Source organism: Micromonospora sp. CPCC 205539, assembly GCF_036906815.1.
In the GTDB taxonomy this organism is placed as follows: Bacteria; Actinomycetota; Actinomycetes; order Mycobacteriales; family Micromonosporaceae; genus Micromonospora.
The window spans coordinates 1-19904 of sequence record NZ_JBAKHW010000023.1; the positions used below are offsets into that span (position 1 = coordinate 1).

Here is a 19904-nt window from a genome sequence, read left to right on the forward strand (position 1 = left end):
CGGGGTGCGGGGTGCGGGGTGCGGGGTGCGGGGCGCGCGGGCGTGAGTTGCGGCGCGGGGTGCAGGCCCGACGCGCGGGGACGCGGGCGGCGGGGCCGGCGCGCGGGGCGCGGGGACGTGGGCGCCGGGGCTACGGGCCCAGGTCGATGACGGAGAAGAGGGCGCCCTGGGGGTCGCGTAGGGCGGCGAAGCGGCCGGCTGGGATGTCTCGCGGTGGCACCAGGATGGTTCCGCCGAGCTCGGCGGCGCGGGCCGCGGCGGCGTCCGCGTCGGCCACGGCGAAGTACACCGTCCAGTACGCCGGCAGGTCGGAAGGGAATTCGCCGGCCAGCGGTGGCATCATCCCGGCGACGATCTCCGACCCGAGTCGCCACCCGGTGTACGTCATATCGCCGACCGCCTGGTCGTCCGGCTGCCAGCCGAACACCAGCTCGTAGAAGACCTTCGCGCCCTCCGGGTCCGGGGTGACCAGCTCGTTCCAACTCATCGCGCCCGGCACGTTGAACACTTCGGCGCCGGGCATGGCGAGCGGCTGCCAGACGCTGAACGTGGCACCCGCAGGGTCGGCGAAGACTGCCATCCAGCCTCGGTCGAAGACTTCGAACGGCGGCACCACGACCTGCCCGCCGGCCCGCTCGACCCGACCGGCGACCAGCTCGGCGTCGTCGGTGGCGACGTACGTCGACCAGATCGGCACCTGGTCCGGGATCGCCGGCGGTCCGGCTCCGGCCACCGACCGTCCGTCGAGCAGGAAGACGGTGTAGCCGCCCGCCTCGGGCTCCGGCGTCACCCGCCCGGTCCAGCCGAACAGCTCGGGGTAGAAGCGCCGCGCGTCGGTCAGGTCCGGGGTGGCCAGGTCGGCCCAGCAGGGCGTACCCGGCGGGACGGTGCTCACGTCAAGACCCCTCTCGGCCCGGGTGACCACCACGGCCCCCTGCCGGAATCCTGGCACCGTCCCGCCGCGGCCTGGGCCGAAACCGGACGAATCGTCAGCTGAACCGGCGACCCTCGTCCCGGCGGTACGCCCAGCCGGCCAGCGTGGCGAGCAGCACCACCCAGACACCGAGCATGATCAGCGCCAGCGGCTGGACGTGGTAGTCGCTGACCGACGCCCACATCAGCTCCGCCGCACCTCGGGTGGGCAGGAACGGCGCGATCGTCTCGATGAACCCGGGTGCGTCACCCGGTGCGGAGAGCAGGCCGCCGCCGAACGCGAGCGGCAGGAAGACCACCTGCGCCACGACGATCGCCGCCTTGCTCGGCAGCGAGTAGCCGATGGCGAGGCCCATCAGCGTGAACGGCACCGAGATGACGGCGACGGTGCCGACGGTCAACAGAAACGCCGCCGGGGTGATCTTGGCCGCGGTCAGCGTCGCGCCGATCACCACGACCGGGATCAGCGAGAGGTACGTCAGCGCCAGGCCCGCCAGCACCCGGCCGGCGAACCGGGGCGCCGGCCCCGCCGGCAGGGTTCGGGTGTACGGGCTCCAGGGCTGGTCGCGGTCCTCGGCGACGCCGACTCCGTACTGGAAGATGTTGGCGCTCATCACCGAGAAGGTGATCATCGACGCGGTGGCGTAGCTGGCACCGACCGAGTCGTCGCCAGCGAACGGCACCACGAAGAAAATCATGGCGGCAGCCGGGAAGAAGGCGCTGCCGAAGACGGCCACCGGGATCCGGATGATCTCCAGGAGCTGGTAGCGGGCGTGGACCAGGGCGAGCTGCACGGTGGTCGCCTCCTCAGGCGGTGGTGGGTCGGCCGCCGGCAGCGGCGGTGGGTCGGTCATCGGTGCCCTCGGGCAGCGCCCGGGCGGTCGGCGGCTGCTCGCCGCTGGCGGACCGCTCCTCGCCGGTGATGGCGAGGAACGCCTCCTCCAACGAGGTGGGCCGGACCTCCAGGTCGGCGAAGGCGGTCCCGGTGGTGACCAGTGCCCGGACCAGTTGGTCGGCGTCGGTGGTGAGCAGGTGCAGGCGGCCGTCGACCCGTTCGGTGCGGACCACTCCGGGCAGCTCGGGCAGCTCGTCGGCGACCAGGCTGACCCGCCGGACGCCGACGATGCCGCGTACCGCGTCGACCGTGTCGTCGGCGAGCACCCGGCCCTGCCCGATCACCACGACGCGGCGGGCCAACGCCTCCACCTCCTCGAGGTAGTGGCTGCTCAACAGGACGGTTCCGCCGTCGTCGTGGAACGCCCGGATCGCGTCCCAGAGGGTGTGCCGCGCGGCCACGTCCAGGCCGGTGGTCGGCTCGTCGAGCAGCACGAGCCGCGGCCGGCCGACGAACGCCAGCGCCACCGCCAGCCGTCGGCGCTGCCCGCCGGAGAGGCCCCCGGTCTGCCGCCGGGCGAGGTCGCCCAGGCCGAACTGGTCGAGCAGTTCGCCGCGGGGCACCGGATCGGAATAGTGCGCGGAGACGAAGTCGACGACCTCACCGACGCGCAACGTGCCGGGTAGGCCGGTCTCCTGCGGCGTGACGCCGATCTGCCGTCGGGACGCCGGGTCGCGGGGGTCGCCGCCGAACAGCTCGACCCGCCCCGAGGTGGGACGGCGCAGACCGACCAGCAGGTTCATCAGGGTGCTCTTGCCGGCGCCGTTCGGGCCCAGCAGGCCGACCAGTTCACCGGCCTGGACTTCCAGGTCGACGCGGTCGAGGGCGAGGACATCGCCGTACCGGCGGCTGACCTGGTCGGCGCGTGCGAGCGTCATGACTGCTCCTTGGACGAGGTGGGGTCGAGCAGGGTGCGAATGGTTTCGGTGTATTCGTCGAACGCCAGTCGGCCTCGCCGGCTGAGCCGGATCAGGGTGGCCGGGGTGCGCCCGCGGTGGGTCTTGCTGACCTCGACGTAACCGGCGTCCTCGAGCTTGCGCAGATGGACGGAGAGGTTGCCCGGGGTCATCGCGAGCAGTTCCTGTAGGCGCGGAAAGGCGATCCGGTCGCCGTCGCCGAGCGCGGAGAGGGTGGCGACCACCCGCAGCCGGGCCTGGGCGTGGATGATCGGGTCGAGGTCGCTCACGGCTGGTGCCGCTGTCGCAGGCTGGCGAGCGTGCCGGCGACCAGGATCCCGCCGCCGCCAGCTACCGCGATGACCAGCGCGTGCCAGCCCGGCCCGGCGAACGTTCCGGCCAGGTTGATCACGCTGATCCAGACGCCCAGCCGGAACAGGTCCCGGTCCAGCCAGATGGCGCCGCCGGCCATGTGCAGCGCGCCGGTCAACCCCACGGCGGTCGCCGACCAGAGCAGTGTCGCCAGGTCGGGCGGCAGGTATTCGGTGACCCGGCCGAGTGCTGCGTACACGCTCACCTGACCCAGCGCCCAGGAGCAGCCGTACCAGATCCCGCGCCGGGAAGAGTCCCCGGTCACCTGGCCGTACGCCCGCGCGCTGGCCACCGCCTGGACCGCCCCGGCGAGCACGAGCAGGGCGAAGAGGGCGGTCAGCGGCAGCCAGTCGGGCAGCCGGAGCAGCACCCGATCGTCGGGGGAGAAGCGCAGGAAGAGCAGCCCGAAGCCGACGAGCCAGGCGACGCCCCACGGCCAGTAGACCAGTCGGGCGTCCGGCTCGAGCCGACGCGCCGTCGCCACCTGCTGGTCCTGGATCAGCCGGAGCGCCGCAGCGGCGTCGGTGGGAGGCAGGTTGTCGCCGGGTGGCAGGTCGTCGTCCGGGTTCACGCAAACTACTTTAAATCACAAAGTCAATGCTGTCTGGCCTCGATGATGTCGGCGGGACACCGACGGCGGCGCAGTGTGCCTATGGTGGGAGTGGCGGCTGACCCGCCGCACAGGCCACAGGGGAGGGTCCGTGTCTGGCCCGAGCAATGAGCTGGATGTCCAGCCGGAGGCCCTGACGGCGTTCGCCGCAGCCTCCAATGACCGGGCAGCGCGCTTCCGTGAGCTGCACCGGTCATTCGCTGACGGGCACGTGCCGCGGCATGCCTTCGGGGTGATGCCCGCGTCGTTCAGCCTCGCCGCGTCCTATGCCGAGCAGTTCGAGGCGTGCCTGCAGGGGCTGGCCGACGGCGCCGAGGTGATGGCGGACATCGCCGAGGGCCTCACCGACACCGCCGCCGCCTACACCGGCACCGACGTGGCCAACACGGATCTGTTCGCGCCGGGCCGGCCGCCCGCTCCGGACGTCATCGCCCCGGGTCCGCTTTCGCCCGGCACCGGTGGCCCGAGTGGGCAGGGGCCGGTGTGAGCACCGAGGCGTTGCAGCGCAACAAGACCTACTTCGAGCAGATCGTCTCGGGCACCCCCGACCCGTTCAAGCCGCTGTCCAATGCCGTGCTCTGGCCGTTCGAGCAGCTCCTCGAGTTGGTCGCGGGCGAGCCGGACGATCTGATGCAGGCCGCCCAGTTGTGTCTGACCACCGGCGAGGCGGTCCGCGCGATCGCTGCTGAGCAGACCCAGGACCGGGCCCGGCTGCGGGGTGCCTGGACGGGCGACGCCGCCACCAGCTTCCACGCCTCGATGGAGTCGGTCGAGGAGGCGATCGAGGAGCTGGCCCGTGGGTTGGACGGCACCAAGGAGGTGCTGGTCGACGCGGCCAACGCGGCGGTCGACGCCTTCAACCTGCTGGTCGAGCTGATCCTCGAGTTCCTGCTCTGGTTCCTCACCGAGGTGATCATCGCGGCGGTGGCCGCAGCGCTCAGCGCCGGCATCTCGCTCGCGGCGACGGTCGTCCGGGTGCTGGCCCGGCTCGCCACCACCGTCGGTCGGATGGTCAAGATCGTGGCGCGCTTCGCCGAGATCCTGATGAAGTTGGCCGCCAAGATGCAGAAGGTCGCCGAGCTGCTCATGAAATACCGCCGGGCGGTTCTGGAGATCCGCAAGGCCAAGAAGGCGTACCGGATGTGGAACAAGTCGGGGTGGTCAGCCGAGGCCAGGGCGTTCCAGATCGAGAAGTTCAAGACACTCTTTCCGGGCAAGTTCCTGATCAACCAGGCATCCCCGGTGAACATCCCCGGCATCGGCGGCGCAATCCTGGACACCGGGGTCGGGCTGCACGACATCTCGGATGGCACCAAGGATCGCAACTACCTGGTGGACGGCACGTTCCGTGAGGATCTGGGCCCATACACCAAGGGCGTCCAGAACATCTTCGACACCATCCTGACCTGAGAGAGACCGACATGACCTTCCCCGGTCTGGACCGCATCGAGGCGCTGGCCCGCAACCTGGACGGTTGGCAGCGTGAGTTGGCCGGCAAGATGGCCGAGCTCGAGCAGAGCAGCGCCGAAGGCGTGAGCGACTCCGGCCTGGTCCGGGTCACCGCCGCCGCGGACGGCACGATCGTCTCGTCCGAGCTCGACGCCCGGGCGATGCGCCTCGACTCGTACACCCTGGCCGAGGAGTTCACCGCCGCTGCCAGCCGCGCCCAGTCGGCGGCCGCCGCCCGCGTCCGCGAGTTGGTCGGTGAGGTGATCGGCGACGCGCCCGGCGCCAGCGGGCCGGCCGGCGACCGCCCGGACCGATACTGAGCCGATGGGGGACATCGACTACCGGGCCCGGCTGGCCGACCTCGTCGAGCCGGGCGAGCAGGTGCTCGCCGTCGCGAAGGCGGAGATCGCCCAGGGTGTCCTGCCGCCCGACCCGCCGCAGACCGAGCAGGAGGGTCTTTCCGGCGCTGTCTCCGGCGGCGGCGGTGCCTGCGGGGCGCTGCTCAACCTGCTCTCGCCGTTGCTGTCCTTTCCAGCGGGCGACAAGATCGTCGACCGGGTGACCCACGGGGTGGCCGGCCGGGGCGCTGCCGGCTCGTCCGCCTCGACCCTTCAGTACGCCCGGCGGCCCGTGCCTCCAGCGACCACTCTGGATGACACCATTCTCGCCGTCACCGACCAACGACTGCTCGTCTGCGCGTCCGGCCCGGTGAAGCTCTGGTCCAGTCGGGCCGACGACGAACGGGCCGCCGCCGGCACCAGGGTCGTCTGGTCGGTGCCCCGGGCCGCGGTGGCCGACGTCCGGGTGGGCTGGCACCGACTCAATCCCAAGCGGCTGCGGCTCGAGTTCACCGATGGCTCCTGGTTGGCGTTCACGGTGCCGATCGCCGAACCCGGCCAACCGCTGCGCGAGATCGCCTCAGCCTTCGCCGCCGGCTGACCCGGCTGACCCGGCTGACCCGGCTGACCCGGCCGACAGCGGCGCGGGCAGCGGCTCGTGGTGCAGCACCGCCAGCCGGGAAACCGCCCGGGTGAGCGCCACGTAGAGCCGGTTCAGCCCGCGCGGCTCGGCGGCCACGATCGCCGCCGGCTCGACGACCACCACATGGTCGTACTCCAGGCCCTTGACCAGCGTCGCGGGCACCACGGTGACCCGCGCCGCGGCGGCCACGTCGTCGGCGGTCGCGGTCTCCACGCCCGCGTCGGCCAGCGCGGCGCGCAGCGCGTCGACGGCGTCGTCCGCCGCGATGACACCGACCGAGCCGTCGTGCGCGAGCAACGCGCGCACCTCGGCCACCGTCGCGGCGGTCAGGTCGGTCACGGTACGCACATCCAGGCCGCCGTCGTGCCGCAGCGACTCGGCCGGCGGTACGTTCACGGCGAGCGCCGGCAGCAGCCGGTTGGCGAACGCGACGACGGCGGCGGGTACCCGGAAGCCGATCGTCAGCGGCACCACCGCCGCGTCCGGCTTGCCCAGGTGGGCCAGGGACTCCCGCCAGTCCACGGCGGCCCACGGCGCGGTGCCCTGAGCCAGGTCACCGAGGAGCGTGACCGAGCCGTGCTCGCTGCGCCGGGCGATGGCCCGGCACTGCATCGGGGAGAGGTCCTGTGCCTCGTCGATCACCACATGCCCGAACCCGGAAGGCCTCTCCAACAGCCCGGCGGCCTCATCGATCAGCACCGCGTCGGCGAGCGTCCAACGGGTCGCCTTCGCGGTGCGGGCCGGCTTCGCCCAGCTCAGCAGGGACTGCTCGGCATCGGTGAGCAGCCCGTCGGCCGCGGCGGCGAGTCGGGCCGGCTCGGCCAGCAGGCTGTAGACCAGCCCCTCCGGGGTCAGCGCCGGCCAGACCGCGTCCAAGAGGTCGGCCACCGGTCGACACTTGCCCATCCGACGCAGCCAGGCGTCGCTCGGCGACTCCGCCCGGCGCGCCTCGGCCTGCCGTTGCAGCAGACTCACCACCCGTGCCCGGACCCGCTCCCGGCCGGTGCTGTACGGCAGCCCCTCCCGACGGGCCTCCTCGACGATCCGGTGCAGCGGCTCCAACCCGATCCGCCACCGGAACGAGCCGTCCGACACGGTGATCGACTCGGTCGGCGTACCGATCTGCGCCTGCACCGCGCGGTGCAGCAGGCTGGCCATCCGTACGTCATGCTTCAGCGCCGCGACCGCCGGCGATTCGACCGCCCGGACCGACACCCGAGAGATCAGCTCCTCCACGGTCGCCTGCTCGACCTCGACCTCACCGAGCGCCGGCAGCACCGCCGCGATGTACGACAGGAACGCCCGGTTCGGCCCGACGATGAGCACCCCGGCTCGCCGCAACCGCTCCCGGTGCAGATAGAGCAGGTACGCGGCCCGGTGCAGACCGACGGCGGTCTTCCCGGTGCCCGGCGCGCCCTGCACGCAGATCGAGTCGGCCAGATCGGCGCGGACCAACTCGTCCTGCTCCGGCTGGATGGTGGCCACGATGTCCCGCATCGGCCCGACGCGCGGCCGCTCGATCTCGGCGGTGAGGATCCGGCTGGTCGTGCCCAGCTCCTCGCCCTGGTCCAGCCGCTCATCCTCGAAGCTGGTCAGCACCCCGTTGCTGAACCCGAACCGGCGCCGGACCGCCACCCCCTGCGGATCCCGCGCACTGGCTCGGTAGAACGACCGAGAGACCGGTGCCCGCCAGTCCAGCACCAACGGCTCGCCCAACTCATCAGTCACATGCCGGCGCCCAACGTGATACCGCCGCCCCGCATGATCGGTGCTGGTGCTGGTGCTGGTGCTGGTGCTGGTGCTGGTGCTGGTGCTGCTGCCGCTGCTGCCGCTGCTGCCGCTGCTGCCGCTGGTCGGGTCTGATTCGGCGCTCTTGCTGCCGCTGGTGGCTGGAGCGCAGTCGGTGCTTGTGTCGCTGGCCGTTTCGGTGCCAGTGGTCCCGGTGTCCGTCGTCCAGTCGTCGCTGGTCCCGCTGTCGGTGGTTCCGCCGAAGTCGAGGCGCCCGAAGAAGAGAGGTGTCGTCGGATCATCGGCCAGTTCGGCCACCCGACGGGCCAGCGTGCGGCCCAGGGTCTCCGCCGCGTAGGCGTCGCCGGCCACCTGGTCGCCCGTGGAGAACAGTTCCTCGGCGCGTTCCCGCATCCGCCGCAGCGCTGCCCGCGATGTGTTCAGGTGCGCGCGCTCGGCGGCCAGGTCCGTGTCTAGGTGGGTGTCAAGGTCAAGTGCGGGCATGCTGACGTCCCATCGTTCACATCTGCTGCTCGCTCGCGTATCCGGGGGGCGGATGGCCGCGCCCGGCGCGGAGACGTCCGTTCCGGTGCAGCTCACCTCGGCCGTCAAGCGGCCTGTAACCCTACGCCCCCACGCCGGGTCCATCCACCGAATTACCCAAGCGACCATGCGATCGAGACGGCGTGGCGAGCGGTGGATGGTCCGCGTGAGGGCCGTAGGGCGAGGCGGCATGACGACGACGGCGTGATGGCGCGATGGCGCGGTGGCGCGATGGCGCGATGGCGTGGCCGCGCGGCGGCGCGATGACATGGCCGCGTGGCCGCGTGGCCGCGTGGTGGCGTGGTGGCGCGGCGGCGAGGCCGCGCGAATGTCGAGGCGGTGCTGGTCACCGCTTGTTGCTCCGCGGAAGTGCCCACCGCACGGCGTGGCCGCGTGGCGGCACGGCAGTGCTGCGCGGGGGCGTGGCGGCACGGTGCGCACGGCGCACGGTGGCACGGCGCACGGCGGCACGGCTGTGCCGCGCGGGGGCGTGGACACGTGGCGGCATGGCGTGCTCGGCTTCGCTCGGGCGCGATGTCGTGTTGCCTCTTGGCGTCAGCAGCGCTGGTGGTAGAGGTTGCGACGTGGGGTGCGCCGAGGGTCGAGCCAGCTGGGCGGGACGAAATCGGGTTGGCCGTCCGGCGCGATGCGGACGACCCAGTCGCCTTGGTGGAGGAGCCGGTGGTGGTGGCCGCAGAGCAGTACGGCGTTGCCCAGAGCCGTCGTGCCGCCGTCGGCCCAGTGCCGGACGTGGTGCCCATCGCACCAGCGGGACGGCCGGTCGCAGCCGGGGAAAGCGCAGCCGCCGTCCCGTAGCACCAGCGCGCGGCGCAGAGGCCCGGTGAAGAGCCGGCGCTGACGCCCGACGTCCAGGACCTGACTGTTGCCGCCCAGCACTGCCGGCAGCACGGCGGCGTCGCAGGCGAGGCGGCGGACCGCGCCCGGCGTGAGGCGCGCCCCGCTCTCCAGGGTGCCGGTGCGTACGCCGCTGACCAGCGCGTCCAGTGAGACGGTCACCACGAGTTGCGGTCGGTCTCCGCCGCTGTCTGGCAGGTGACCGGTACGCAGGGCCAGGCGACAGATCTCGCCGAGCGCGTCCGCCCGGCGCTGACCGGGACTGCGGTCGTCGTGCTCGCCCGCAGGTGCACAGAGCGGACCGATCGCCTCGCGCAGCAGGCTCGCGGTTTCGGTGTCCAGGTTTCCGCTGAGGCGGACCTGCCCGTCCTGCTGCTCCGCGAGGGTGACGTGTCGGCGGGCCTCGGCCCGCTCGGTGGCCCGCTCAAGGGCGGTCAGCTCAGCCTGATCGGCCAGGTCAGGCGCGACGTGTGTGAGGACGCGCTCCCCGAGGCGGCGCAGGATCGTCGGGTCGAAGCGGTCGGCCCAGGCGAGCAGCAGTTGGGCGGCCTTGTCCGCGACCTCCGGCCCCGCCTCGACCGGTAGGGCCGCGATCGTCTCGGCCAGCACCTGGCCCTGGTCGACGCTGATGGCGCCGGTGCGCATGGCGTCGCGCACTGCGGGCGGAGCGGCATCGACGGTGGCAGCGAGCTGGACCAGCTGGCGGGCGGATCGACCGGAGAGCCGGAGCCGCTCGCGTAGCCAGACCGCAGTGGATGAGGCGCCCCGTGCGACCGCCAGGCCGCGGGCGTCCAACTCGCGCACCAGCCCGAGCTGGACGGTGGCCAGCCGCTGCGCGACAGCGTGCGCCTCGTCGAGTGACGCCAGCAACTCGTCGTCGGAGAGCGCCCAAGGGGCAGCGTCGGCACAGTCGTCGACGGCCCCACCCGCCTGCGCCAACGCCCCCAACATGGGATCACGTTAGAACACGTGTACGACACTTTCAATCGGCCAAGATCACTGGCTTGGCGAAGGTTGTCGCGTCTTCGCTGGCTGTTGATCCGGGCACGCGGTCGCCCGCTCGCCCGGCTGCGACGCCGTGGGCGTTGCACGACCGCGACGAGGGGTGAAGCGGGTTGAGCGGCCGCTGGGTAGGTCGCGCTGCCTGCGACGGGGTGATGGTGGGTCCATCGGCCGGCTGCGGTCGCTGCGCAATCCGGGCGACCCGGGTCGAGGTGCTGGCTGTCGACCGCTTCGGAAACCGCGCGGCCTACGACGGGGGCGGCGTCGAAGGTCCGGCTTCGGATCGCGGTGGCTGTTGCGCGTCCCGCGGCACGGGAATGACGGCGGGCCGAGGGGCCCGCTGCGGGAGCTGAAACGGCGGGGGCGTGGCGGGCCGAGCGGCCGGCCTAGCGCCGGGCTGTGGGAGTTCTGCGACGGGGGTGTGGCGGCGAGCGGCCGGCTGCGCGAGCTGAGACGGGGGACGGCGGGCCGAGCGGCCGGCTGAGCGCCGGGCTGTGGGAGTTCTGCGACGAGGTGTGGCGGCGAGCGGCCGGCTGCGGACGTTGGGTGGTCCACGACGCTCTTCGAGCCGGTGGTCCGGGCCGTGCCCGCACGCCTGCGCCGCGAGCTGGAACCGCGGGAGCGCAGGGTTGAGGACGAATCGGTCGGGTGCGAGCGGCATTGCGGCACGTGCGCGTTCACCACGGCGGGCGAGGGGGTGATGGCGGGCCGAGTGGGCGGCCGGGATCATGGGGGGATGACCGAGGCCCGTCCCGAGTTGCGTCGGATGAGGATCAGCGACCCCCAGGTGATGCGGGCGCTGGCGCATCCGGCCCGGATCGCGATCATGGAATATCTGAACAGCCGTGAGGGCGGTGGGACGGCCACCGAATGCGCGGAGGTGGCTGGGCTCTCGCCGAGCGCGACCAGCTATCACCTGCGGGCGCTGGCCAAGTTCGGCCTGGTCGAGCAGGCGCCGAGTCGCGGTGACGCCCGCGAGCGGGTGTGGCGCGCGTCGAGCCCGAGTGTGCTGGTCGACGCGGGCCGCGAGGCCGACCCCGAGGCGCGCGCCGCCGAGCAGGCGCTGGTGGAGGCGCACGCGGTGCGGGCCATGGAGCGGACCCGGGACTGGATGCGGCGCGCCGGGGATGAGCCGCCCGAGTGGTACGACGTCGCGCTGTTCAACGACACGCTGCTGTTGCTCACCGCGGAGGAGTTGGCCGAGCTGAACGACGCTGTCTTGGCGCTGCTCCGGCCGTATCTCCCGCGTCGGCGTACCGATCCGCCGCCGGACGCGCGCAGTGTCGCTGTGCAGTACCGGGCGGTGCCCCTGGCGTAGTGGGGGGTTGCGTCGATCAGTTGTGAAGGATTATTTTCGAAGTATGTCCTTCACAACTGACGAGTCGCGCCGAGACGAGTCGCGCTGGCCGGACGTCTGGCTCGCCGCCACCGCTCGGGGCACCACCATCTGCGGCGACTTCCTCGCCGCCACCGCCCTCGCCCTGGCCCTGCAGGGCGCGGGCGCTGGTGGGCTCGCCGTGTCGGGGCTGCTGCTGGCGGCCACCCTGCCGCTGGTGGTGCTCGCTCCGCTCGCCGGCCGACTCGCCGACCGGGTGGACAGCCGTACGTTGCTGGTGACCGTCGGGCTGGCCCAGGCCGCGATCTGCGCGTTGCTCGCCCTGGTCGACCAACCGGTCCTGGTGGTCGGGCTCGTCACGCTGCTCGCCTGCGGGCTCGCGGTGACTCAGCCCTGCCTCGCCGCGCTGCTCCCGGCGATGGTCCGACCCGGTGACCTGCCACGGGCGAGCGCGATCAGCCAGACCGCTGTCTCGCTCGGCGCGCTCGGTGGCCCCGTGCTGGCCGGGCTGTTGGTCGGGCAGTACGGCACGCGCGTACCGCTGCTGCTGGACGCCGTGACCTACCTGGCGCTGGTGGTCGCCGGCCTGCTGCTGCGGACCCGGCGCGGCGGTCGGCGGACCGCCGCCGCGCCCGCGGTCCCGGACGCCCCACGGGGTACGGCCACCGGCTGGCGGCTGCGCCGGGACCCGCTGATGCTCGCCATGGTGGTCAGTACCGCGGTGGTGATCGCGGCGATCGGTGGCATCAACGTGGTCGAGGTCTTCTTCATCCGGGAGACGCTGCACGGCTCGGCCACCACGTACGGCCTGGTCGGCGCCGCCTGGATGGCAGGCATGCTGCCCGGCGGCTGGTTCGGCGCCCGGCTCGCCCATCGACTCGACGACGACGGTGCGTTGCTCCGTGGGGTGCTGGTCGCGTTGGCCGGCTGCAGTCTCCTGATCCTGCTCGCGGCGACGGTGCCGACCGCTGGTCTGTTGGTGCCGCTCTGGCTGGTGGCGGGCGCGGCCAACGGCGGTCAGAACGTGTTCGCCAACCTGCTCACCGCTCGCCGGGTCCCGGAGGAGATGCGCGCTCGGGCGTACGCCAGCTACGGCGCCGCGGTGCAGGGCGGCTCCATGGCCGGCTACCTGATCGGCGGGGCGCTACTCACTGCCGTCCCGCCTCGGCCACTGATCGCCGCCGCCGGCCTGGCCGGGCTGCTGGTGGTGCTGGTCGCCGTTCCGGTCGTCGCCCGGGCGGTACGCCGGCCGATGCCGGGTGGACCGGGGGTACGGCAGCAGCAATCGGCGGAGCGGGTGCGGGGTGGGCCACTCCAGGGCGACCCGCCGGGCCAGCCCCGGCGGGCGGGGATACCGTCGGAGCATGGCTGAACGCATCGCACGTCCCCGGGTCGGGCACATCCAGTTCCTGAACTGCCTGCCGATCTACTGGGGTCTGATGCGCTCCGGTGCCCTGCTCGACGTCGACCTGCAGAAGGACTCGCCGGACCGGTTGAGCGCGGCGCTGGTCGCCGGCGACCTCGACATCGGCCCGATCACGCTGGTGGAGTACCTGAAGCACGCCGACGAGTTGCTGCTCCTGCCGGACCTCGCGGTGGGCAGCGACGGGCCGGTGCTCTCGGTCAACATGGTCTCCACCCGACCGCTCGCCGAGCTGGATGGCGCCCGGGTGGCGCTCGGCTCGACCTCGCGGACCGGGGTGATGCTGGCTCAGCTACTGCTCGCCGAGCAGTACGACGTGCGGCCTGAATACTTCCGCTGCCCACCGGATCTGACCCAGATGCTGCTGGAGGCCGACGCCGCCGTGCTGATCGGGGACGTGGCGCTGCGGGCGTACTACGAAGCGCCGCGGAAGGGCCTCACGGTCACCGACCTCGGGCAGGCGTGGCGGGAGTGGACCGGACTGCCGATGGTCTTCGCGGTCTGGGCGGTCCGTCGCGACTTCGCCGCCGCCCACCCGGGCGCGGTCAAGGAGGTGCACGAGGCGTTTCTGCGCTCGCGTGACCTCTGCCTGGCCGAGCTGGACCAGGTCGCCGAGTCGGCGGCCCGGTGGGAGCCGTTCGACGCCGAGACGCTGGCCACGTACTTCCGGACCCTGGACTTCTCGCTCGGTGACCGGCAGGTCGCCGGGCTGCGGGAGTTCGCCCGGCGGGCCGCCGCGATCGGCGAGGCGCCGGCACTGCCGCCCGGCGGCCCGGAGTTCTTCGCCGGCTGAGCCGGCGGGGGCGGCTGTCAGGCGCCGGGGCGGAGCAGCGCCTCGGTGATCTTCTGGCAGTTTTTCATGCCGTAGTCGTAGCCCATGCCGATCGGGTAGCGGACCATCACGCCCATCGTCCAGGTGTCGCCGATGGCCAGGCAGTTGATGTGCATCTCCTGCTCCCTGGTCCGGTCGATCCACCCGTTCTTGATGGCGATCTGCTTCTGCTCGGTGGCCGGGAACGCCTTGCGGATGCCGAAGTCGCCGGCGCCGCGAACGAGCTTCATCTCGTTGAGCAGCCACTTGGTCCACTTCGGGCCGGCGGCGGTGCCCGTGGCGATGCAGTTGGCCAGGCGGGCGGTGTCCCGGGGGGAGAGCGCCGTCCGGCTCCAGCCCTTGTCGGGGGCGACGCTGCTGTCGGTGAGCTTGCACATGGAGATCAGTCGCCGGATCGAGGCGTCCCGGCCGACGAGGTTGTAGAACTGCTCGGCCCGGGTGTTGTCGCTGTCCCGGATGATCCGCGTCGCGTCCGCGAGCTTCGCGTCGCTCGGCTTCTCGCCGGCGTCGTCGGCACGGCGCAGGTAGTCGGCCACGATCCAGGACTTGATCATCGAGGCGGTGGTGTTGGTCTCGTCCATGTTCTTCGAGCCGATGATCTTTCCGGTGCGGCGGTCCAGCACGCTCCAGGAATACCAGCCCTTGATGTCGAGCTTGAGGTCCTTGGCCTCGAACGGCAGCGGCTCCAGCGACGGGCTGGGGGTCGGGGCCGGGGCCGACTGGCGCGCGCTGCGGTCGGTGGCCGCGCTCGTGGACCGGTCACTGGTCGAGCTGCCGGCGTCACCCCAACGGGCGGCGGTGGACGACTCGAACGGCGACCCGGGTAGCAGGCGCAGCGAGACCAGCACCAGCCCGATCAGGATGACCGCGACGGCGATCAGCCGCAGCGGGGACGCGTCAGCGCCGTTGCGCCGAGTCGCCCGGCGGCTGCCCGCCATCAGAGCTTCCCGGCCGGCTGCTGCAGCACCTTGAGGGCCGCGCCCGGCTGCGGGGTGACCAGTTGGGTGGCCACGCTGGCGCAGACCTGCGCGCCGTAGTCCAGCTTGTTCCTGATCGGGTAACGCATCATCACGGCGAGGCTCCACTTGCCATTGACGGCGAGGCAGTTGACGTGCCAGTTGCCGTCGTAGCCGAGCGGCGTCCAACCGTTCTTGATGCTGACCGGGCCCTGGGCGAGGATGGACTTGGGCAGGCCATTGATGATTCCCCAGCGGCCGCCGCCGTACGACGGCTTCTGGTCCTTGGCCGCGGTGGTGCCCCGGACCTTGCTCATCTGATCCAGCACCCACTTGGTCCACGTCGGGCCGGCGGCCTTGCCGTCGGCGATGCAGTCGCCGAGCCGGACCGCGTCGCGGGGGGACATGCGCGTGAAGCTCCAGTAGCCGGTGTAGGGAGCGACGTTGCCACGCCTGGTGTCGGTCAATCCGCAGATTTTGATCGCCCGCTGGATCACCGCGTCCGGTGTGCTGCTCGTCGACGGCTTGTACGAGCCGCCCGCGGCGGCGTGCACCTTGTTGGCCGCGGTGTCGTTGCTGTCGATGATGGCGAGCCGGGCGGCTTCCTTCAGCGCAGCCGTCGGCTGCTTGGTGGGACCGAGCTGGCGCAGATAGTCGGAGACGATCCACGCCTTGATCATCGACTCGGTGGAGTTGGTCGAGGCCATGTTGGGTGACCCGGAGATCTTGCCGGTCTGCCGGTCCATCAGGGCCCACGCGAAGAACTCACCGTTGAAGCTCACCGACACCGGGCCGGCGGCCAGGGTGGGCGGTGGGGGCGGGGTGGGCGCGGGTGCGGCGACGCTCTCGGCGCCGCCTCCGGTGCCTCCGCTGCCGTCGTCGCCGGCCAGCCGGGCGTAGGCGGTCGGCACCAGCAGGACGCCGCCCAGCAGGACCGCCACGATGGCGAGCACCATGGTCACGCGGGATCGCATGAGTGGGTGAGCTCCAGATGTCAGGGCCGGGGGACCGGCTTGTCGTCGGCACGAATCGGTGCGATCGCGGAGGCCCGGGGGAGATGGCCTCAGTGGAGATGTCGATGCTCGGCAGCCGATCGGTTGTCCGCAGGAAGTCTACGTCCGGACTGGTCGGCCGCCAGGACCCGACACCTGGCAACTGTCAATGAAGGCGGGATATCGAGACGGTATGCGGCTTCTAGGAGGTTTCGTCTTTGGGTAGTGAGCCAAGTCATAAATGCCCTGGTTGCGGTACGTGACAAGGAAGCGCCCAGTGGTGACGGAAGGTGACTCGGGTTTCCTGTTACACCCCCTGGTGCATCGAGGCGCAAGCTGTAACACTTGTCCCCATGTATGGCAACGACTTCTCCGCCCCGGACGACGCACCCGGCGGCGGCCTGCTCGGTGAGGTCGAGGCTGCCGAGGTGGCGCTTCGGGAGGCCGCCGCGCGGCAGCGACGTGACGGCCCCGCTCCCGACGAGGACCTGGCGACCTACTTCACCGAGGTGGTCGACGCGGAGCAGAAGATCGAGCCGCGGGACTGGATGCCGGAGGCGTACCGCCGGACGCTGATCCGGCAGATCGCCCAGCACGCCCACTCCGAGATCATCGGCATGCAGCCGGAGGGCAACTGGATCAGCCGGGCACCGTCGCTCAAGCGCAAGGCGATCCTGCTGGCCAAGGTGCAGGACGAGGCGGGCCACGGCCTCTACCTCTACGCCGCTGCCGAGACCCTGGGCATCAGTCGGGACGAGTTGGTCCGGCTGCTGCTCGACGGGCGGCAGAAGTACAGCTCGATCTTCAACTACCCCACCCTGACCTGGGCCGACGTGGGCGCGATCGGTTGGCTGGTGGACGGCGCCGCGATCGTCAACCAGGTCCCGCTGTGCCGCTGCTCCTACGGCCCGTACGCGCGAGCGATGATCCGGGTCTGCAAGGAGGAGTCGTTCCACCAGCGCCAGGGCTACGAGATCCTGCACACCCTTGCCCACGGCACCCCGGCGCAGCAGGCGATGGCCCAGGACGCGTTGGACCGCTGGTGGTACCCGTCGCTGGCCATGTTCGGCCCACCGGACGGCGACTCCACCCACTCCACCCAGTCGATGGCCTGGAAGATCAAGCGCTTCTCGAACGACGACCTGCGCCAGCGCTTCGTGGACATGTGCGTCCAGCAGGCCGAGATCCTCGGGCTGCGCATCCCCGATGAGGGCCTGCGCTGGAACGAGAAGCGGCAGTCGTACGACTACACCCAGCCGGACTACGACGAGCTGATGCGGGTCATCTCCGGCGACGGGCCGTGCAACCGGGAGCGGATGGCGCACCGCCGGGCCGCACACGCCGACGGCGCGTGGGTGCGGGAGGCCGCCACGGCGTACGCCGCCAAGCGGGTGGAACAGAAGGAGAAGGTGCCAGCATGAGTGAGCAGACCCCGCTGTGGGAGGTCTTCGTGCGGGCGCGGCGCGGGCTGTCGCACACCCACGTTGGCAGCCTGCACGCCCCCGACGCCGAGCTGGCCCTGCACAACGCCCGGGACCTCTACACCCGCCGGCAGGAGGGCGTGTCGATCTGGGTGGTGCCGGCCGGCGCGATCACCGCGTCCAGCCCCGACGAGAAGGACTCCTTCTTCGACCCGGCCGCCGACAAGGTCTACCGGCACCCCACCTTCTACGCGGTGCCGGACGGGGTGGCCCACCTGTGAGTGAGCGGAGCGAGCGAACCAGCCAGCTCAGCAACGGCGCGGTTCGCGCCGCTGCCGAGCGTAGCGAGGTGGCGGCGTGAACGGTCCCGTCGACTTCACTCTCGCCCTCGGTGACGATGCGTTGATCGCCGCGCAGCGGCTCGCCGAGTGGACCACCCGCGCGCCGGAGATGGAGGAGGACATCGCGCTGGCCAACATCGCCCTCGACCAGCTCGGCGCGGCGCGCCTGCTGCTGTCGTACGCGGCCGAGTTGGAGGGCGCCGGCCGCGACGAGGACGCGTTGGCGTACCTGCGGGACGACCGTCAGTTCCGCAACGTCCACCTGGTCGAGCTGCCCAACGGCGACTTCGCGGTGACCATGGCGAAGCTGTTCTTCCTGGCGGCGTACCAACTGCCGCTCTACACCGCGCTGGCGGGCTGCTCGGACGAGCGGCTGGCCGCGATCGGCGCCAAGGCGCGCAAGGAGTCGGCGTACCACCTGGAACATGCCGCGCTGTGGGTGAAGCGGCTCGGCGACGGCACCGAGGAGTCGCACAGCCGGATGCAGCTGGCCGTCGATCAGATCTGGCCGTACACGCACGAGCTGTTCGCCGCGGACCCGGCGGCGCCGGTCGACCCGGCGGCCCTGCGACCGGCGTTCGACGCCACCGTCGGTCCGGTGCTGGCCGAGGCGACCCTCACCCTGCCGGAGAGCGGCTGGGCCCCGGCCGGTGGACGGGCCGGCGTGCACACCGAGCACCTGTCGTACCTGCTCGCCGAGATGCAGGTGCTGCACCGCGCCCACCCCGGGGCCTCGTGGTGAGTGACCCGAGGACGGCCGCGGCGAGCGTGGTCGACCCGGAGATCCGGGTGATCACCATCGACGAGCTGGGCATTCTGCGCGCCGTCGAGGAGGATCCGGGCAGTGGCCGGGTCACCGTGACGATCACCCCGACCTACACGGGCTGCCCGGCCATGGACGTGATCCGCTCCGACATCCGCCGTGCGCTGACCGCCGCCGGGCACCCGGACGCTGAGGTCCGCACGGTCTACAGCCCACCGTGGAGCACGGACTGGATCTCCGAGGGTGGGCGGGCCAAGCTCGCCGCCGCCGGGATCGCCCCGCCGGCCCCGGTGTCGACCCCGGGCGTGGTGGCGCTGACCCTCTCGGTCCGCTGCCCGCGATGTGGTTCCCCGGAGACCGAGCAGCTCAGCCGGTTCGGCTCCACCGCGTGCAAGGCGCTGTGGCGCTGCCGCTCCTGCTCCGAACCCTTCGACAACCTGAAGGCGCTGTGACAGTCACCATCACGCGGCCGGTTCGCCGCCGGCCGGTCTTCCACCCGCTCTCGGTCGCCGCCGTCGACCGGCTCACCGACGACGCCGTGGCGGTCACCTTCGCCGTCCCCGAGGAACTGCGGGAGACCTTCGCGTTCCGCGCGGGCCAGCACCTGACGGTGCGTCGCGCCGACGCGGACGGCGCGGAGGTGCGGCGGTCGTACTCCATCTGCTCGACACCGGACGACCTGGCCCTGCGTGGTCGGCTGCGGATCGGCGTGCGGGAGATCCCCGGCGGCGCCTTCTCGGCGTTCGCCTGCGGCGCGTTGCGTGGCGGGGACACCGTCGAGGTGTTGCCGCCGCTGGGCACCTTCACGACGGCGTTCGCGGCGGACCGGGTGCGGCACTACGGCGCGGTCGTCGCCGGCTCCGGCATCACCCCGGTGCTCGCGCTGGTCGCGACCGCCCTGGCCGTCGAGCCGGCCAGCACGTTCACCCTGGTGTACGGCAACCGCACGGCGAACACGGTCATGTTCGCCGAGGAGCTGGCCGACCTGAAGGACCGCTACCCCACCCGGCTACACCTGGTGCACGTGCTCTCCCGGGAGCAGGGCGAGTCGCCGCTGCTCTCCGGGCGGATCGACGGCGAGCGGCTGAGCCGCCTGCTGGAGACCATCGTGCCCGGCCAGGCCATCGAGGAGTGGTTCCTCTGCGGCCCGTATACGATGGTGGTCCACGCCCGTGAGCTGCTGACCGCGCGCGGTCTGGCCGAGTCGGCGGTGCACACCGAGCTGTTCCACGTCGACGCGCCGCCGGAGCCGGTGCGCCGCCCCGCCGAGCAGGGGGGCGCCGGCGCCGAGGTCACCATTCTGCTGGACGGCCGGTCGTCGAGCTTCACGATGGGCCGCGAGGAGCGGGTGCTGGACGCCGCGCTGAAGGTGCGCGGCGAGCTGCCGTACGCCTGCAAGGGTGGGGTCTGCTCGACCTGCAAGGCGAAGGTCGTGGACGGCGCGGTCACGATGGCCCGCAACTACGCGCTGGAGCCCGACGAGCTGGCCGCCGGCTACGTGCTGACCTGCCAGTCCAGCCCGACCACCGAAAAGCTCACGGTCGACTACGACGCCTGACCACCCACCCACCCACCC

At 72.0% G+C, this 19904-nt stretch carries 21 protein-coding genes; 12 read left to right on the top strand and 9 right to left on the bottom strand.

Going from position 1 to position 19904, the window contains the following annotated elements:
* Nucleotides 1-130 precede the first annotated feature (130 nt).
* The 5 genes from V6V47_RS20640 to V6V47_RS20660 form a co-directional block, all read right to left on the bottom strand.
* The gene (locus V6V47_RS20640; RefSeq protein WP_334629947.1) at nt 131-895 is read right to left on the bottom strand and encodes a VOC family protein; all 765 of its coding nucleotides are present in this window, start codon (nt 893-895) and stop codon (nt 131-133) included.
* A 94-nt stretch (nt 896-989) separates the two neighbouring features.
* Nucleotides 990-1787 (bottom strand): ABC transporter permease, encoded by a 798-nt coding sequence (locus V6V47_RS20645; protein ID WP_334629948.1) that lies wholly within the window; start codon nt 1785-1787, stop codon nt 990-992.
* On the bottom strand, nt 1741-2706 hold the full coding sequence (locus V6V47_RS20650; RefSeq protein WP_334629949.1) for an ABC transporter ATP-binding protein: 966 nt from the start codon (nt 2704-2706) through the stop codon (nt 1741-1743). Before V6V47_RS20650 ends, V6V47_RS20645 begins: the two co-directional genes overlap by 47 nt.
* Nucleotides 2703-3014, bottom strand: coding sequence for a transcriptional regulator (locus V6V47_RS20655; RefSeq protein WP_334629950.1), 312 nt, complete (start codon nt 3012-3014; stop codon nt 2703-2705). Before V6V47_RS20655 ends, V6V47_RS20650 begins: the two co-directional genes overlap by 4 nt.
* Nucleotides 3011-3667, bottom strand: a complete 657-nt coding sequence (locus V6V47_RS20660) for a transporter (protein WP_334629951.1) — start codon at nt 3665-3667, stop codon at nt 3011-3013. Before V6V47_RS20660 ends, V6V47_RS20655 begins: the two co-directional genes overlap by 4 nt.
* Before the next feature lie 130 nt (nt 3668-3797).
* Here V6V47_RS20660 and V6V47_RS20665 point away from each other — a divergent pair, with 130 nt between their 5' ends.
* The 4 genes from V6V47_RS20665 to V6V47_RS20680 are packed head-to-tail and all read left to right on the top strand — an operon-like array spanning nt 3798 to nt 6094.
* The gene (locus V6V47_RS20665; RefSeq protein WP_334629952.1) at nt 3798-4193 is read left to right on the top strand and encodes a WXG100 family type VII secretion target; all 396 of its coding nucleotides are present in this window, start codon (nt 3798-3800) and stop codon (nt 4191-4193) included.
* Nucleotides 4190-5116 (top strand): WXG100 family type VII secretion target, encoded by a 927-nt coding sequence (locus V6V47_RS20670; protein WP_334629953.1) that lies wholly within the window; start codon nt 4190-4192, stop codon nt 5114-5116. The genes V6V47_RS20665 and V6V47_RS20670 overlap by 4 nt, the downstream gene beginning before the upstream one ends.
* A gap of 11 nt (nt 5117-5127) precedes the next feature.
* Complete coding sequence (locus V6V47_RS20675; protein WP_334629954.1) at nt 5128-5475, top strand: YbaB/EbfC family nucleoid-associated protein; 348 nt, start codon at nt 5128-5130, stop codon at nt 5473-5475.
* Between the two features lie 4 nt (nt 5476-5479).
* Nucleotides 5480-6094: a hypothetical protein gene (locus V6V47_RS20680; RefSeq protein ID WP_334629955.1), complete on the top strand. Its 615-nt coding sequence runs from the start codon at nt 5480-5482 to the stop codon at nt 6092-6094.
* On the opposite strand, the gene V6V47_RS20685 is transcribed toward V6V47_RS20680, so the two are convergent.
* Nucleotides 6074-8368, bottom strand: a complete 2295-nt coding sequence (locus V6V47_RS20685; protein WP_334629956.1) for a HelD family protein — start codon at nt 8366-8368, stop codon at nt 6074-6076. The two genes, V6V47_RS20680 and V6V47_RS20685, sit on opposite strands and share 21 nt — an antisense overlap.
* A gap of 594 nt (nt 8369-8962) precedes the next feature.
* Nucleotides 8963-10213 (bottom strand): HNH endonuclease signature motif containing protein, encoded by a 1251-nt coding sequence (locus V6V47_RS20690; RefSeq protein ID WP_334629957.1) that lies wholly within the window; start codon nt 10211-10213, stop codon nt 8963-8965.
* A 787-nt stretch (nt 10214-11000) separates the two neighbouring features.
* On the opposite strand from V6V47_RS20690, the gene V6V47_RS20695 reads away from it, so the two are divergent.
* The 3 genes from V6V47_RS20695 to V6V47_RS20705 are packed head-to-tail and all read left to right on the top strand — an operon-like array spanning nt 11001 to nt 13816.
* Entirely contained in the window at nt 11001-11582 is a 582-nt protein-coding gene (locus V6V47_RS20695) for an ArsR/SmtB family transcription factor (protein ID WP_334629958.1), read from the top strand.
* A gap of 43 nt (nt 11583-11625) precedes the next feature.
* On the top strand, nt 11626-12972 hold the full coding sequence (locus V6V47_RS20700) for an MFS transporter (protein WP_334629959.1): 1347 nt from the start codon (nt 11626-11628) through the stop codon (nt 12970-12972).
* Nucleotides 12965-13816, top strand: a complete 852-nt coding sequence (locus tag V6V47_RS20705; protein ID WP_334629960.1) for a menaquinone biosynthetic enzyme MqnA/MqnD family protein — start codon at nt 12965-12967, stop codon at nt 13814-13816. The genes V6V47_RS20700 and V6V47_RS20705 overlap by 8 nt, the downstream gene beginning before the upstream one ends.
* A gap of 17 nt (nt 13817-13833) precedes the next feature.
* On the opposite strand, the gene V6V47_RS20710 is transcribed toward V6V47_RS20705, so the two are convergent.
* Nucleotides 13834-14793 carry a hypothetical protein gene (locus tag V6V47_RS20710; RefSeq protein WP_334629961.1) on the bottom strand — a complete coding sequence of 320 codons (960 nt, stop codon included), beginning with the start codon at nt 14791-14793 and terminating at the stop codon, nt 13834-13836.
* Entirely contained in the window at nt 14793-15785 is a 993-nt protein-coding gene (locus tag V6V47_RS20715; protein ID WP_334629963.1) for a hypothetical protein, read from the bottom strand. Before V6V47_RS20715 ends, V6V47_RS20710 begins: the two co-directional genes overlap by 1 nt.
* Nucleotides 15786-16156: 371 nt before the next feature.
* On the opposite strand from V6V47_RS20715, the gene paaA reads away from it, so the two are divergent.
* From paaA to paaE, 5 genes are all read left to right on the top strand, one after another.
* Nucleotides 16157-17224, top strand: a complete 1068-nt coding sequence (gene paaA, locus V6V47_RS20720) for a 1,2-phenylacetyl-CoA epoxidase subunit PaaA (RefSeq protein ID WP_334629964.1) — start codon at nt 16157-16159, stop codon at nt 17222-17224.
* Complete coding sequence (gene paaB / locus V6V47_RS20725; RefSeq protein ID WP_334629965.1) at nt 17221-17505, top strand: 1,2-phenylacetyl-CoA epoxidase subunit PaaB; 285 nt, start codon at nt 17221-17223, stop codon at nt 17503-17505. Before paaA ends, paaB begins: the two co-directional genes overlap by 4 nt.
* A gap of 76 nt (nt 17506-17581) precedes the next feature.
* A complete protein-coding gene (paaC, locus tag V6V47_RS20730; protein ID WP_334629966.1) occupies nt 17582-18307 on the top strand; it encodes a 1,2-phenylacetyl-CoA epoxidase subunit PaaC in 726 nt (241 codons plus the stop codon).
* The gene (paaD, locus tag V6V47_RS20735; protein ID WP_334629967.1) at nt 18304-18780 is read left to right on the top strand and encodes a 1,2-phenylacetyl-CoA epoxidase subunit PaaD; all 477 of its coding nucleotides are present in this window, start codon (nt 18304-18306) and stop codon (nt 18778-18780) included. Before paaC ends, paaD begins: the two co-directional genes overlap by 4 nt.
* On the top strand, nt 18777-19886 hold the full coding sequence (gene paaE / locus V6V47_RS20740; RefSeq protein ID WP_334629968.1) for a 1,2-phenylacetyl-CoA epoxidase subunit PaaE: 1110 nt from the start codon (nt 18777-18779) through the stop codon (nt 19884-19886). Before paaD ends, paaE begins: the two co-directional genes overlap by 4 nt.
* Nucleotides 19887-19904: the final 18 nt, after the last annotated feature.